The 15470-nt window shown below is 44.7% G+C and carries 12 protein-coding genes; 7 read left to right on the plus strand and 5 right to left on the minus strand.

What is annotated here, in order from left to right; genetic code table 11:
• Positions 1-87 precede the first annotated feature (87 nt).
• Positions 88-1128, minus strand: a complete 1041-nt coding sequence (locus H6G03_RS02635; protein WP_242060290.1) for a cysteine peptidase family C39 domain-containing protein — start codon at positions 1126-1128, stop codon at positions 88-90.
• 51 nt (positions 1129-1179) lie between these two features.
• Here H6G03_RS02635 and H6G03_RS02640 point away from each other — a divergent pair, with 51 nt between their 5' ends.
• The 3 genes from H6G03_RS02640 (at position 1180) to H6G03_RS02650 (ending at position 4035) form a co-directional block, all read left to right on the plus strand.
• Positions 1180-2883, plus strand: coding sequence for an ABC-ATPase domain-containing protein (locus tag H6G03_RS02640; protein WP_190461794.1), 1704 nt, complete (start codon positions 1180-1182; stop codon positions 2881-2883).
• A 404-nt stretch (positions 2884-3287) separates the two neighbouring features.
• Positions 3288-3728, plus strand: coding sequence for a secondary thiamine-phosphate synthase enzyme YjbQ (locus tag H6G03_RS02645; RefSeq protein WP_190461796.1), 441 nt, complete (start codon positions 3288-3290; stop codon positions 3726-3728).
• A 97-nt stretch (positions 3729-3825) separates the two neighbouring features.
• On the plus strand, positions 3826-4035 hold the full coding sequence (locus tag H6G03_RS02650; protein ID WP_190461798.1) for a hypothetical protein: 210 nt from the start codon (positions 3826-3828) through the stop codon (positions 4033-4035).
• A gap of 98 nt (positions 4036-4133) precedes the next feature.
• Here H6G03_RS02650 and H6G03_RS39210 read toward each other — a convergent pair whose 3' ends face one another.
• The 4 genes from H6G03_RS39210 to H6G03_RS02670 all read right to left on the minus strand — a co-directional run bounded on the left by H6G03_RS39210 (position 4134) and on the right by H6G03_RS02670 (position 9135).
• A complete protein-coding gene (locus H6G03_RS39210; RefSeq protein ID WP_456057556.1) occupies positions 4134-5573 on the minus strand; it encodes a GUN4 domain-containing protein in 1440 nt (479 codons plus the stop codon).
• A gap of 238 nt (positions 5574-5811) precedes the next feature.
• Positions 5812-6339 (minus strand): macro domain-containing protein, encoded by a 528-nt coding sequence (locus H6G03_RS02660; protein ID WP_190461802.1) that lies wholly within the window; start codon positions 6337-6339, stop codon positions 5812-5814.
• A 62-nt stretch (positions 6340-6401) separates the two neighbouring features.
• Complete coding sequence (locus H6G03_RS02665) at positions 6402-7076, minus strand: hypothetical protein (RefSeq protein ID WP_190461805.1); 675 nt, start codon at positions 7074-7076, stop codon at positions 6402-6404.
• A gap of 73 nt (positions 7077-7149) precedes the next feature.
• A complete protein-coding gene (locus H6G03_RS02670) occupies positions 7150-9135 on the minus strand; it encodes a DUF262 domain-containing protein (protein ID WP_190461807.1) in 1986 nt (661 codons plus the stop codon).
• Between the two features lie 527 nt (positions 9136-9662).
• On the opposite strand from H6G03_RS02670, the gene ispG reads away from it, so the two are divergent.
• The 4 genes from ispG (at position 9663) to H6G03_RS02690 (ending at position 15348) form a co-directional block, all read left to right on the plus strand.
• A complete protein-coding gene (ispG, locus tag H6G03_RS02675; RefSeq protein WP_190461809.1) occupies positions 9663-10877 on the plus strand; it encodes a (E)-4-hydroxy-3-methylbut-2-enyl-diphosphate synthase in 1215 nt (404 codons plus the stop codon).
• Positions 10878-11003: 126 nt separating this feature from the next.
• Positions 11004-12287: a carboxyl-terminal processing protease CtpC gene (gene ctpC / locus H6G03_RS02680; protein ID WP_190461811.1), complete on the plus strand. Its 1284-nt coding sequence runs from the start codon at positions 11004-11006 to the stop codon at positions 12285-12287.
• A 676-nt stretch (positions 12288-12963) separates the two neighbouring features.
• Entirely contained in the window at positions 12964-15021 is a 2058-nt protein-coding gene (locus tag H6G03_RS02685) for an elongation factor G (protein WP_190461812.1), read from the plus strand.
• A 138-nt stretch (positions 15022-15159) separates the two neighbouring features.
• Positions 15160-15348: a DDE transposase family protein gene (locus tag H6G03_RS02690; RefSeq protein ID WP_190461815.1), complete on the plus strand. Its 189-nt coding sequence runs from the start codon at positions 15160-15162 to the stop codon at positions 15346-15348.
• Positions 15349-15470 lie beyond the last annotated feature (122 nt).

Consider the following 15470-nt stretch of genomic DNA (forward strand, 5'->3'; position numbering starts at 1 on the left):
GCTCCTGTGTAATACAATAATACATCTTTTTGTAGTATTACACAACCAACGCGATTACTCGCATTGCATACTTGATTTAGCTTAGCTTCACTTGGATAGAGTCGGTACGCCCTGTAAAAAAGCTCCACTTAACAGCAATACTGTTTGCGGATCGAGTTCGCCGTTCGCTTTCAAACCTTCAGCCTTCTGAAAACTCAGGATAGCTTTTTTCAAGTCGCCAAAAGACTGCGCTGTCTGCAAATACCCCAGCCGATGCAGATAATCAGCCGCTTGAGGGGGAGTTAAGTAGATATCCTGGGGGCGAAAAATCGGCAGGTACTGGTGACGCCAAACTTTGGCAAACACAGTGCGATCGAGTTGAAATATTTTTCCCCGTGCGGGGTCTGCAATTGTCGCCGTATCGGAACTCAAAGCCAACAAAGCCACCGCATGAGGAAGTTTGCGAACGCCGCTGAACAGCCAAACTGCCAACACACCAGGGCGATTGATTTGCTGCATTTGTTCCCAAGTTGGGCCCAGTTCGATCGCATCCATACCCAAAGCTTTGGCCGCTACAATTAACTGGGGCATGGAAGTTCCCATACGACTGGTTCCAGCTAAACGCGCCACGCTGGATTCGGTGCTATCCAGTCCCCAGCGACGCAACAAGGTAGCCAACGCCGCAGGCGCACAGCTGCTGGTGGAAGTTTGCTTAAACACGCCATTCGGTTGCAGGTTATCTTCAAGAGACGAGTAGATGGGAGCCAAAAAATAAGCTTCGGCGGAGGTAAACGCACCCAGTCCCAGTAAGGCAAGCAAAACTACTGCAATTATCTGCGATCGCGCCGTGTACCAGCTAACTGTGAAAGCCATACCGCAAATTCCTAACAAGATTACCCGTAGCAATGTCCAACTCACCTGCATACCGTAGAAACGCCATTCCAAAGGCAAAATCTGCATCTGCGGCACATTTAATGTTAGTATCAATAATGCGAAATAGAAACCTAAGAAAGCTAGCGATATCCACGATTTACCCTTAAACAAATCGTTTGCTGTCGCGCCATTTCGCAGCAATACCTTGCCAAAAACCATACCCAAACGAAATAGCAACGAACCCAACAACAAAGTGATAATTATCTCCAGTCCCATAAAAGCCACGCAGGTTTTTTCCAGCAGCTTGTTTCTTCGTTATTAATAATTATGCCCAATCAAGAAAAACTGCGTCAGCAGCTACTACAACTCGACGGTCGCGGTTATAAAGCTTACCGAGATATTGAAGGAAGCTACGAGTTTTCCGATTTCACTTTAATAGTCGATCGCACTCAAGGAGATCCCTTCGCCGCACCCAGTCACTTCCGCGTCAAGGTAGCAGGAGAAATCGCCGCTTTTCCCCCTCAACTATACCAAACCAAAAGCCGTGCGATCGCCCTGCGCGATTACCTCACTCGTCAGTTCGATCTCTACGCCCGCAGTATCGGTAAAAGACGCGGTACTGGCAACAGCGGTTTAATCGGAATTACCCGGATCGGACAAGAAGTTTTAGAACGCACTTCCGTATTAATCGACGATGAATTTGTGGAAGTGCGATTTGTGGTCGGACTACCCGCTGGTGGGCGACGTATTCTGGGGCACCAAGCTGTCGAAATGCTCTGCGAACAAATACCCCAAATTGTCGATCGCACTCTTAAATATTATCACCTGGATGCGAACAAAATTCAACATCACGTTGAAGTTGTCGAGGATGCAGATTGGATAAGGCAACAATTAACAGAACGCGGTTTAGTTGCTTTCATTCCCAACGGTGCCATTTTACCGCGACGCAGCGGCGTCGATGACCAACCTTTGCCAAATGAAGCGGTAGCATTTCAATCGCCAAAATCACTGCAAGTCGAGTTTAATTGTCCGAATCAAGGTTTAATTACTGGCATGGGTGTACCGACAGGCGTAACTTTGATTGTCGGCGGCGGATATCACGGTAAATCCACATTACTCAGAGCAATTGAATTAGGAGTTTACAACCATATTCCCAACGACGGACGCGAGTTAGTAGTAACGCATCCAGCCGCAGTGAAAATTCGAGCCGAAGATGGAAGGAATATTGTCGGCGTCGATATTTCTCCTTTTATTAACCATCTTCCCCAAGGCAAATCTACAACTAACTTCTCCACAACTAATGCCAGCGGTAGTACGTCACAAGCGGCAAATATTATCGAAGCATTAGAAGCAGATGCCAAAGTATTGCTAGTCGATGAAGATACCGCCGCGACTAATTTTATGATCCGCGATCGCAGAATGCAAGCCCTCATCGCCAAAGATAAAGAACCGATTACCCCATTTATCGATAAAGTGAAACAATTGTATGCCGATTGCAACGTTTCTACTATTTTAGTCATGGGCGGTAGCGGCGATTACTTTGAAGTGGCAGATACCGTCATCGCCATGCAAAATTTTCAACCCGAAGATGTGACAGCAAAAGCCAAAACGATCGCACAACAATACACCTACTCGCGCACCCCCGAAGGTGGCGAAAAATTCGGACAAATTACACCGCGAATACCCCTACCGGAAAGCATCGACCCCAGCTATCGTCAGAAACAAGTGCGATTAAAAGTTCGCGATGTCGATGAGATGGTTTTCGGTACAGAAGATATCGATTTATCGGCAGTCGAACAAATTGTCGATACAGCACAATCGAGAGCGATCGCAGCTGCAATGGTTTATGCCGTGCGAAAATATATTGATGGCAAACGCACATTAGCAGAAATTCTCGCCCTTGTCATGGCAGATATCGAATTTCAGGGTCTGGATATTTTGACACCTTTCCCTCAATGCGACTTGGCAATTTTCCGTCAATTCGAGTTAGCTGCTGCCATCAATAGGTTGCGATCGCTTAGCGTGCGTTAGGCATATCCTTTGCCTTTAAAAACCGCAGATGCACGCAGCCTATAGCAGATAAGATAAAATTCATCTGTGTTCATCTGTGGTGAAAATATTTTCCAGAAGACAACCATAAGTGATACCTAATCCAGGTTAGCTACCCCCTTTATCTTCTTCCTCTTCTCTTCGCGCTCTAAAACGCTATCGCGTTTCGCTTCGCTATCGCGTGTTTGCGGTTCCTTAAAAAAGGGGGTAATCAACGCGGATTTAGTATGATATAATGCGCTAGGTAAATTTTCCGAGAAATTAACCAAAAAAAGGGGGTTGCCTCCCATTGTAAGGGTGGTCATCAAAAAAAATTCCGAATTTCAACCTTTGTCCGCTCATTGCGTAGCCAATCCAAAATCCAAAATCTAAAATCGGGTGACCAAATGCAGATTATAAGCGAAATAATTTACGTAGAAACAGAAAAGGGAATCGGCATTTATAACATCACTCCTCAAATCGAGAAACTACTTCATGCCAGTTGCATTCAAAGCGGTCAAGTTTTGGTATTTTCTCGTCACACCACCACGGCATTAGCTATCAACGAAAACGAAGAAAGATTGTTAGAAGATGTCAAAGTACACCTGAGAAAATTAGCACCAGAATCAGACAAATATCTACACAACGACCTTCACCTCAGAAAAAATATCCCCGATGATGAACCTATAAACGCTCATTCTCACCTCATGGCAATGATGTTGAGTACCAGTGAAGTAATTCCTGTTGTAGATGGACAATTAGCATTAGGAACATGGCAATCTGTATTATTTTTTGACTTGGATGGGCCACGAAAAAGAACATTGTTTATCCAAATCAGCGGTTTCTAAACCCATTTGTAACGGTAAAATGAGATAGGCAACAGATTATTTGCGTATAACACTGGGCAATCCGTCTGCTGTCGTTGGAGAGAACAAGAGAGGAGATATGACTGCCGAAGTATCTGTAAACTGCGCCGTAGACTGCGTTAACGGTTGCGTTTTGGGCGAAAAATGTCCCAATCGGGAACATATAGCAAAGGCAACAAGTTTCATGAACGAAACTTCGTTGGATAAAATGCACGAAATAGCTGAGGCAGCCTTGCGAAAGAAAATGTCGCAGCCACCCAAATGGGTAATTCCCGATTTTCCGGAGTAACAAAAGTGACCAGAGGAGTGCGATCGCATTTGTTGAAAAAGTGCGATCGCTTCTTACCTACAATTGCGGCGTATATAACTACTGGATGTCACACTCTGTTAGTTTCGCGATCGAGGCTGGCATTTTTGTAGTTTTGACGCAAGCGCAGAAAGAATATTCCACCACTTTTCAAAAGCAGCACCATCTGGGGCGACTTCTCTATACTTAAACCACAACCAGTCCAACATTCCTCCAGGCAAGTGACCAGATGGTGCTGTTGAGTTAAAAGTAAGATCTTTCGTAGAAGCAACCCAGGTATTAATTCCATTTCCCCAACCTACATACTTACTAAAACAGCAATAGATTTCGTACTCTGCATTCCAAGTACCGCCAACGTCTTTCCAAATGCTTGTTTGTACGCTGAAGCCAAAGCGTCCTTGGCTATATTTAACCCACAGTCGATCGATCGTAAGTAAATCTGCACATGGAAGTTTCTTAATATCTTCTTGTCTCAACCATTTTTCTGAAGAGCGATCGCATATCCTAAGCACGATTGCGGTAGTTTCCCGATCGGCTTCTTGCCATTCCCTTGTTGCCAGTAAATTTCGTAACCGAGAGTAATCTATTCCACACTCAGAACTAAGATCGTCAGGAGCGATCGTTTCCGTCGGTAATGAGTTAATGTCGGAACTAACATCTGTTAAAGGAATTGCTATATTCGCAGTCAAAGCTGTTGTCGGTACAGAATTGAGTGCTGACAGCGCTTCATCTGCCGATTGGTAACGCTGACGAAAGTCATAGCGCACCATCTTATCTAAAACATCAGCAAACTCAGAACTTACCTGTACAAAATTGCGCCAAACAATTTCACAAGTTCGCGGATCTTCCGGTAATTGTCTGGCATTTAACCCTGTGGCAGCTTGGATACCGATGATTCCCACAGCAAAAATATCGCTGCTAAAGCGCGGCTTACCTGCCATTTGTTCGTTTGGCATATATCCTGGTGAACCAACAGCAATAGTTAAGCTAGTTTCACCTTCGGAAGTAATCACCTGAGAGCCAAATTGTTTGACTGCGCCAAAGTCAATCAAAACCAGTTTTCCATCTAGTCGGCGTCGAATTAAATTGGAAGGTTTGATATCGCGATGAATAACATTTTGCTGATGAACAAATACTAAAATTTCCAGAATATCCCGCAATAGAACAATAACTTGAGCTTCATTTAATTGCTGACCCGCTGACAATTCCCGCTTAAGTTCGTATCCGGCAATGAATTCTTGAACTAAATAAAACTCTTGTTCTTCTTCAAAGTGGGCGAAAAGTCGCGGAATGCGATCGTGATTTCCCAACTGATATAAAACTTCTGCTTCCCGATTAAACAACCGCCTTGCCGCTTGCAAAGCTGATGGATTATCGGCAGTTTTCGGCTTCAGTTGCTTGACAACACACTGAGGATTGCCCGGTAAATGCCTATCCACAGCCAAGAAGGTTGTACCGAAACCCCCTCCTCCCAAGTGGCTGATAATTTGGTAGCGCCCTCCCAGTGTTTTTCCCTGCATCGGATTGCCGCCGCGCCGTGACGCCGTTACTCGAATTGTTGGTTGATACCAATTTTGGCACAAAATGCTGAGCCTACTTGGTAGTCTCTGGCAACAAAACTGCTAATTTCCCGATTTTGCCGCTAACTGTGTGAGTATAGATACTTAATTTGAGGTGGATGGGTAGCTGGTGCGATCGCATTTCGGTATAAGAGAAAATCCCGCTTACCCCAGCACAGTCAAATCAACAGCATTAGCATTATTCAATAATTTCCTTGACAGCATTCCAGTAGTGGTTATAATACTTTTGCTCCAAACAAACAAAAACTACCTTCTCAACTGAACTATTCCTCTCAAGAAAACCTTTAACTTCACGGACAGCGATTCTAGACGCTTCTCTCCTTGGAAAACCCAACATACCTCTGCTAATAGCTGGAAAAGCGATCGTCCTTACCGAGTATTCTTCAGCCAACGCCAAGCAGTTGCGATAGCATTCAGCCACAGCCAACATCCGTTCATCATTATTATTACCCTTCTGCCAGAGCGGAGCGACTGTATGAATAATCCACCGTGCTGGGAGGTTATAGCCACTGGTAATTTTAGCTTCACTCTTAGAAGAGCGATTGAGTCGATCGCATTCTTCTCGAAGCCGATCGCCAGCTGCACGGTGAATCGCAGCATCTACAACACTACTACCCGAAAAGTATGGATCGGTTGTGTTGACGATCGCATCCACCTTTAGTTTAGTAATATCACCTTTAATAATTGATATTCGATTTGTTAACATTTTCTATTCTCCCAAATAATTTTTGGTTGAAGATGTGGGCGGGTGCGATCGCATCTCGCTCGCTACTTCCATTCTACTTGAACAGCTTTGATCTCCTGTTCGTTGTATGCGGTGAGGTTGGCCTTTACATTCCCGTTCGACCAGCCCATACCTGTGACATGATACTTGTAGTTGTCTCCGTATTGCGAGCGGGCTAATTCTACTGCTTTAATTCCCGCCGGACTATTTACCGTGAACTGCATGATGCCAGTAAGTAATACTATACTTGCTACCCCAAGAATGAATGCAAATTTCGGAGTCGAGGCAGAATGACCGGATTTAAGGCTTGCCGATATTACAGGTGCAGCACGCAGTTGTGTATAGATCCAGCCGAGAAGGGCGATCGACATAATTTTAACTAAAAACGATATACAAAGATTAACTGGATAGAGGCGAAATTCAATCGCCCAGAGTTCTGCTGGCTTCAAAAAGGGAAGCAGTATGAATATGTTGCTAACCATGTTAGAGATCCCAAAAGCGGCGAACCATCTGACTATCTCAACAGCACGCAGGCTACCCCGGAGGAGAAACACACCCGCTACCACAATAACTAAGCCGTTCCACGAATAGTTATATCTCAAACTGGACGAAAAACTTTGCTCTTGTGATGTGTAATAGAAAAAGTACGCGATATCGAGAATCCCAACCGCGATCAGCACAATTCCCACCCGCTTCAAAATAGTCCGATAATTGTACATTTGTTTTAAGGTATAAGGGTTGAATCATAGTTAATCTGGCTCATATCTTATTTATGAAATCTAACTGCTGGTGTTACCTTGAAACTTCAACACGCCATTCTTCAGCTGATATCTCTGCTGTTTCTATGGCTTTCCTACAGAATGTATGAATATCTTGTGCTGATAAGTTGACTTCAATGAAAGCCCCATTATCCAGTTTTCGCGTACTACGAAAGTCTTTTTCGTTCGACCCTATAAAACGAGGAAATTGTTGCATAATTTCTTTGAAGTAATCTGGTTCTAAATCAGCGATTTTATTCAAAGTAACTTCCAGAACATCTCGCCAACTTCTCACATGATATTCCTGCCCAAAAAAATAAAGTCGTTTTGGAGTAGTCCCAGTTATTGAACTATTTGTGTAGGAAGGTTGTACCGATTCATCGCCAAAATAGTTCCAAATTTGTAGGGCAATATCAGCAAGATACCCCGCTCGTTTTTCAATATCTTCTTTACGCCAAGATGTTTGAGATTGAAAATACTTATTTAACTCTAAATGGCTATTTTGAAAGTGAGATATCTTAATTTCAAAACTAGCGTTATAAAGTTCTGAATTGTAAGCTGTGAGCGTTAAATTTCCCAAAGTATGTTGGAGAAGTTCATGTGTTATAGCCCAATCTTCTCCTAAGTGTTCCTTCCACCAATCACTTAAAGTTTGTGGCATGATGTGTTCAATGGAAAGCCCCTCGAAAGAAACTTGTTCCTTATGTTTAAAAGATTCTTCTATAGATTCGAGAATAAGCTTGCCCTTTTCAGCGCGATTGCTCCCGTACAATTTTACATCAAGCAATCTATCTCTAAACTCTGCATCTTTTGGATAATCTCGGTTTTGAAGAGTCAATTTTAATCTATCGACAAAATTATCAGATACAAGATTGGTACTTTTACTCACTTGTGAGTATAGTAAAGCAAAAATCCTGTTTAGCCCTCTGGTTTGAATATTGCAAACAAAGCGACGAAGGATAAAATTTTCAATAACTTGAAGAACAAAAACAAATTCTTCCTTAGTAATTTTATTCTTCATCCAATCATCATAGCAATTTAAAAGGAATGGATAGACAGTTGCAATATCTAAGCGATTTAAGCGGTGAAGATGTTTCCGCACAATTTCATTAGGCTCTCGCTCTGGATTCAAAAGTATTGCATAATATTGGGAGAATACACACAAATCCTTTAAATAGGAAAGCGCATCGTTATTACTAATTCTATCTTTGATTTCAAAATAAATTTCATTCTGCTTAATTTCCACACCACTTTTAGTCAGATAGTGACGAATAAACTCTGTCAAGTCTTCACCTAGCAATTTTTGCATAGGTTGCCAATATTGAGTATATACAGACTCTTGTTCTTCTGTATGGATTCGCATGAAAAAATAATTGCGAATCAAATCCGCTTGAGTAAGAGGTCTTCCCTTGGCATTCAGACTTTCAAAAACTAAATAAGGATCGTCATCCGCACTGAGAACGACACTTACAAGAGAAAGATTGCTACAAATAACTTTCTTGATTTTTTGAAGTTCTAATCTTTCTTTGTTTAGCCGAAGCTGTTTTTCAAAAAATCTATAGCATTCTAAAATCCCACTTTCATTAACTTGAGATACTGAATCTATTATCTGGTGGAATGCTACACGATCTACTTGTGTAGGCTGTAATTTATAATAATCCGGTCTATCTTCATAAGAATTGACGAGAAACCTATCATTGATTTCTGCTGCTAATTTTTCCTCTGACTGTTTTGCCGTATCTCTCAAAGCAGAAAGCAATATAAAAATAGTAGTCAATCGCTGTTGTCCATCAATCAATAAATACTTGTTGACACCTTCAGGAACAGATGTGGTAGGCATGGTGACAATAGAACCCATAAAGTGAGGACGAGGATTATCTGCCTTACAGAGTTCTACAATATCGTTCCACAATGCTTGCCACTCTGGTTTTTTCCAGCTATATTGTCTTTGGAATAGAGGTACTACATATTGCTGTGTTCCTTCAATTATTTTTTGTAGCTTTGTTTCTGAGGCTTGCATTTATTTCTACTCCTTTATAGTCGTCAATTATAGCATTATTACCCTGGCCTTCCCCATTGATGGTAGTTCGCAACCAGACTAACAGAGCTAACCTCTGTTACGATCTGCATTTGCTCTATAAACACATATTTTTTCTATATTCCATATTCAATTTACTGTCAAGATATATTCAATAAAGTTCGCTTTTCGAGACTTGGAATTACAAATTTAGCTTATGTACTGTCCGCTCAAGCTATCGCCTGAGTATAATAGATACTGAGGGGGTGAGGGTGAGGCTTTATGAAATGCGATCGCATTTTTTTAAACCACAATTCCAGTTGAGCTAATTTCGTGAATTTTTTCATTACAAATCCTTGCAACTTGTTTGCTTAGCACATCTGACTTTAAAGCAATTATCTCTAATAAACCAGCTTTCTAGGCACAAATCAACCAGACAAACATAAATCTGGCTACTCCAACAGCCAAAACTGTCCCCTTCTATGGCAACCTGAAAAACAGAGAGGAACCGCCAAAGTAAAGAACAGGTTATGCAAACTCTGCCCAATCCAACCGCCACCAGTCAACCCACTTTCGATACCACCATCAAGCGGCGCAAAACCCGTCCCGTTAAGGTGGGAAATGTGACGATCGGCGGTGGCTATCCAGTTGTCGTACAATCGATGATCAACGAAGATACCCTCGACGTGGAAGGGTCTGTTGCTGCGATTCGTCGCTTGCACGAGATTGGTTGCGAAATTGTCCGCGTTACAGTTCCCAGTCTCGCACACGCCAAAGCATTAGCGGAAATCAAACAAAAACTTCTCAAAACTTACCAAGATGTGCCGCTAGTCGCCGACGTGCATCACAATGGTATGAAAATTGCCTTGGAAGTTGCCCAGCACGTTGACAAAGTGCGGATCAATCCGGGATTGTACGTATTTGAAAAGCCAAAATCCGATCGCACCGAATACACCAAAGCCGAATTTGACGAAATTGGCGAAAAGATTCGCGAAACTCTAGAACCGCTGGTAGTTTCCCTGCGCGACCAAGGTAAAGCTATGCGTATCGGCGTCAATCACGGTTCCCTCGCCGAAAGAATGGTGTTTACCTATGGCGATACTCCCGAAGGTATGGTAGAGTCTGCTTTAGAATTCATTCGCATTTGCGAATCTCTCGACTTCCGCAACTTGGTTGTTTCCCTGAAAGCTTCGCGAGTGCCGGTGATGTTAGCAGCTTATCGCTTATTGGCACACCGCATGGATGAACTGGGTATGGACTACCCCCTGCATTTGGGCGTCACGGAAGCGGGAGATGGGGAATACGGTCGCATCAAGTCTACTGCCGGGATTGCTACACTTTTAGCTGATGGCATTGGGGATACTATCCGGGTTTCTCTTACCGAAGCTCCGGAAAAAGAGATTCCCGTCTGCTATAGTATTCTGCAAGCTCTGGGATTGCGGAAAACAATGGTGGAGTATGTCGCCTGTCCTTCCTGCGGTCGCACCTTGTTTAACCTAGAAGAAGTCCTGCACAAAGTACGGGAAGCCACCAAACATCTCACGGGGTTAGACATAGCAGTAATGGGCTGCATTGTCAACGGCCCTGGAGAAATGGCAGATGCCGACTACGGTTATGTTGGCAAACAGCCCGGTTATATTTCCCTGTATCGCGGCAGAGAAGAAATAAAAAAAGTCCCAGAGTCTCAAGGTGTTGAGGAGTTAATCAACTTAATCAAAGCAGACGGTCGGTGGGTAGATCCTTAAAAACCCTATCCGGTGTTGAATTTGGCTAAGCACAATAGTGGTATTCACTGAACATTTCCACAAAAAGCCTGTGTTAAATTGGGCTTACTCCCATTGCAGTTTTTCCCTTCCGGCTCAGAGATAAAGATGGTTATAGCAAAACGTGGACTCGTTTTAGGTGCAACAGCCGCAGTATTGACGACTGTGGCAGTAACCGGCGCTGGTATTCACCTTTCAAGTCAAGCTTTCTTTCGCGATAGTCCAAAAGAATTGGTTGATGAGGTCTGGCAGATAGTCGATCGCAACTACGTAGACGGTACCTTCAACCAAGTTGATTGGCAGAAAGTTCGCAACGAATATCTGAGCCGGAACTACACCAGCAAGGAGGAAGCTTACAAGGCAATCCGGGAAATGTTGAAAAAACTGGATGACCCTTACACCCGGTTTATGGACCCCGAAGAATTCAAGAGTATGCAAATTGATACCTCTGGGGAACTGACTGGTGTTGGTATTCAACTTTCCCAAGATGAAGACAGCAAAAAACTGGTTGTAATCGCGCCGATTGAAGGTACGCCAGCGGCTAAAGCTGGGGTGCTTGCCAAAGATATCATCCTCAAGATAGATGGCAAGAGTACCGATGGTATGGATGTCAACGATGCAGTCAGCTTGATCCGAGGCCCAGTGGGTACAGAAGTGACGCTGACTGTGATGCGAAACAATCAGCAAAAGATATTTAAGCTGAAACGCGATCGCATCGAAATCCATCCCGTCCGCTACAGTCGCACTCAAGATATCCCCGGCGGCGTTGGCTACATCCGCCTGAATCAGTTCAGCGCCAATGCAGCAGGAGAAATGCGTGCGGCAATTCAAGCACTAGAAAAGCAAGGAGTTTCTGGCTACGTTTTGGATCTGCGTTCTAACCCAGGCGGACTCCTCTACGCCAGCATCGATATTGCCAGAATGTGGTTGAAAGATGGTGGCATTGTCTCCACAGTAGACCGTCAGGGAGTAAGCGATCGCCAAAAAGCAAACAACCGCCAACTTACCAATAAACCCTTAGTTGTGCTGGTGGATGGCGGATCGGCAAGTGCCAGCGAAATTCTCTCTGGGGCGCTGCAAGATAACCAACGCGCCGTCCTCGTCGGCACAAAAACCTTCGGCAAAGGCTTAGTGCAGTCAGTACGCGGACTGGGTGACGGTTCCGGACTGGCAGTGACGATCGCTAAATACTTCACCCCCAGCGGTCGGGATATCAATCACGCCGGTATCGTACCAGATGTGACGATCGAACTCAACGATGCCCAACGGCAAGAATTGAGCCGCAACCGCGAGGAAATCGGCACCAAGGCAGACCCCCAATACGCCAAAGGTTTGGAAGCGTTGCAACAGCAAATTGCCAAACACGGCAGGTCAGCTTCTGCGACCCGATGAAATAAGTTGGTTAGGGGTGGGTTTCCCAACTCGCCCCTACCGGACTCTTACTCCCTTCCCGCTCAAAGAATATGTATTGCTTAGGGGGAGCGGGGGAGAAAAGAACAACAGGTAACTTGCGATCGATAATCTTACGGTGGCAAGGAGTAATTGGGGACTGGAAATACTAATGAAATAAAAATTATTAGTTGAAAATAAAACTTTATTGAAATTAATAAATAATAAACTTTATTGTAAAACAAAATCAGATTTTTATGACAGTCTGTTAAAAAGTGGTTAACCTGTTATTAAATACGAGGTAAGTTTTCAAATAGGTGAGTTAATCCTGACAAGGTAAGCTCAACCATTAACAACCGAGAAGTCTGTTGTGTAGGGGCGGGTTAAACCAGCCATCTATAAAAAAATCCACAATTTTGCACGCACCCGCTCGTCAGTTGTGAGTAGTCAGTTGAAAAATTTATCGTCAACGGACAACTGACAATAGACTCGGACATTCTACTAAACGGCTTCTATCAAAATCTACAGGCGCGTAGGGGAAGTTGAGCGAGAATTTCAGTTATTTAACCAGCAAACTGGCCAAACTCACCCTTACTACTCGAAAAACATTTGCTATCCACTGTCACAAGCGGCAGCTGCACTCTTAAGCAAGTTGACAGCGACGCGAAAAGGAGGATTTATGAACGAAAAAGTCGTTTCCAGTTTTCGTAATGTGGCGATCGTTGGCCCCTATCTGAGCGGCAAAACAACATTTCTAGAAAGTATCTTGTTCGTCACAGGTGCGATTACTCGCAAAGGCAGCATCAAGGATAAAAATACAGTAGGAGATAGCGCCCCAGAAGCACGCGATCGCCAAATGAGCGTCGAGATCGCAACCGCCTGCACCGAATACGACGGCGTGCGGTTCACGTTCCTCGACTGTCCCGGATCGGTGGAATTCTCCCAGGAAACTTATAATGCTTTAATTGGTGTAGATGCAGCGGTAGTGGTTTGCGAACCAGTAATCGATCGCGTCCTCACCCTCGCCCCCCTATTCAAATTCTTAGACGACTGGGAAATTCCCCACCTAGTCTTCATCAACAAAATGGATCGGGCGAACAACAACTTCATGGACGTACTGCACGCCCTCAAAAACGTCTCCAGTCGTCCGTTAGTACCGCACCAATATCCGATCGGTCAAGGAGAAAACCTCGTTGGCTTTATCGATCTAGTTACCGAACAAGCTTACCACTATCACCCAGGTGCGCCAGCAGACCCCGTTCCCTTCCCCGCCGAACTCAAAGAACAAGAACACGCAGCGCGGACGGAAATGTTAGAAGAGTTGGCTAACTTTGACGACCACCTTTTGGAAGAACTGCTAGAAGAAATCGAACCGCCCCAAGAAGAAATTATCCAAGACCTGAAAATGGAATTGGGCGCAGATCTAATCGTGCCAGTATTCCTGGGTATTGCCGAAAAAGATTTTGGCGTTCGACCCCTACTGCAAGCCTTGCTGCGGGAAGCACCCACCCCAGAAACCACATTGGGACGGCGGGGAATTACCCTCAGTGGCGACGCACCTCTAGCGCAAGTGCTGAAAACCTACTTCACTCCCCAAGGTGGCAAACTTTCCCTCGTGCGAGTTTGGCAAGGTACTCTCACAGATGGCGCAGTTCTCAACGGCGTGCGTGCTGGCGGACTCTACCGTCTCGCAGGTCAACAACAAAACGGCATCCAAGAAGCCAAAGCCGGCGAAATTGTGGCTGTGGGACGTTTGGAGGGCATAAAAACGGGGGATACCCTATCGACTAATAGCGGACAACCGGCGTCAGAATTACCCAAAGCGGAACAACTGACGCCGGTTTACGCTTTGGCGGTAACAGCCGAAAAGCGCAACGATGAAGTGAAAATCAGCAGCGCCTTTGGCAAACTGATCGAAGAAGACCCATCCTTGAGTTGGGAACAACACGGCGATACTCGCGAAGTTATTCTCTGGGGTCAGGGAGAAATTCACTTGCAAGTAGCCTTAGACCGGTTGCGCCGCAAGTACAATCTGCCGATGAGTACGCACCTGCCGCAAGTTCCTTATAAAGAAACTATCCGCAAAGCTGTTTCGTCCGTTCACGGGCGCTACAAGCACCAAAGCGGCGGACACGGACAATTCGGCGATGTTTATCTGGACATCAAACCCCTGTCTCGCGGGGAAGGCTTCAACTTTAATGAGAAGATTGTGGGCGGAGTGGTTCCGCGCCAGTACATTCCTGGTGTGGAAATTGGTGTGCGGGAGTCTCTGGCACATGGGCCGTTGGGTTTCCCGGTGGTCGATGTGGCGGTGACGCTGATCAATGGTTCTTACCACACTGTCGATAGTTCGGAACAAGCATTCAAGCAAGCAGCGCGTTTGGCAATGCAGGAAGGAATGCCCAAGTGCGAACCGACGTTGTTGGAACCGATTACTGCTGTTGAGGTTTGTACGCCTCAAGAATTTACTTCTAAGGTAATGCAATTGCTGACTGGACATCGCGGCCAAATTTTGGGCTACGAAGGTCGGTCGGATTGGAAAGGTTGGGATAAGGTTTCTGCTTATTTGCCGCAAGCGGAAATGCAGAACTTTATTGTGGAGTTGCGATCGCTTACTATGGGTGTTGGCTTCTTTAACTGGAAGTTCGACCACCTGCAAGAAGTACCGGACAAGCTAGCAGAAAAGGTGGTGGCAACTAGCGGTAACGGCAAGACTAACGGCAACGGTCACCGCTAATAAGATTTCAGATTTGAGATTTCAAATTTCAGATTTCGATCGTTAAATTTGAATCTGAAATCTGCAATTATGTATGGTAGGGCATCGGGCAGCTGATGCCCTATTTGATGAGCAAAACTGACAAGATTTTTAGTAAATATGGAAAATACACAAACTTGGTATATTGTCAAGCGCAATGAAGGTCACTGCGATATTCTGCCTAGCGATCGCGTGGAAGGTAAGGAAGATGCAAATATAGTAGAAAAATGGGGGCCAATTGCTTCGAGAGATGAGGCGATCGCACGTCGCGTCGGATTGATTCGCGCCGGCAAATGTCAACCAGTTTAAACAATTATAAATAATTTGTGGCCGGACGTGGGAAGCAATCTCCTACTCCATGCCCAAATTCAACTTGTCATACAATATAGATAGATGCAGTCAGACATCATACAAATAATGCGGCAAAGACT

This window comes from Aerosakkonema funiforme FACHB-1375 (genome assembly GCF_014696265.1).
GTDB classification, from domain to species: Bacteria; Cyanobacteriota; Cyanobacteriia; order Cyanobacteriales; family Aerosakkonemataceae; genus Aerosakkonema; species Aerosakkonema funiforme_A.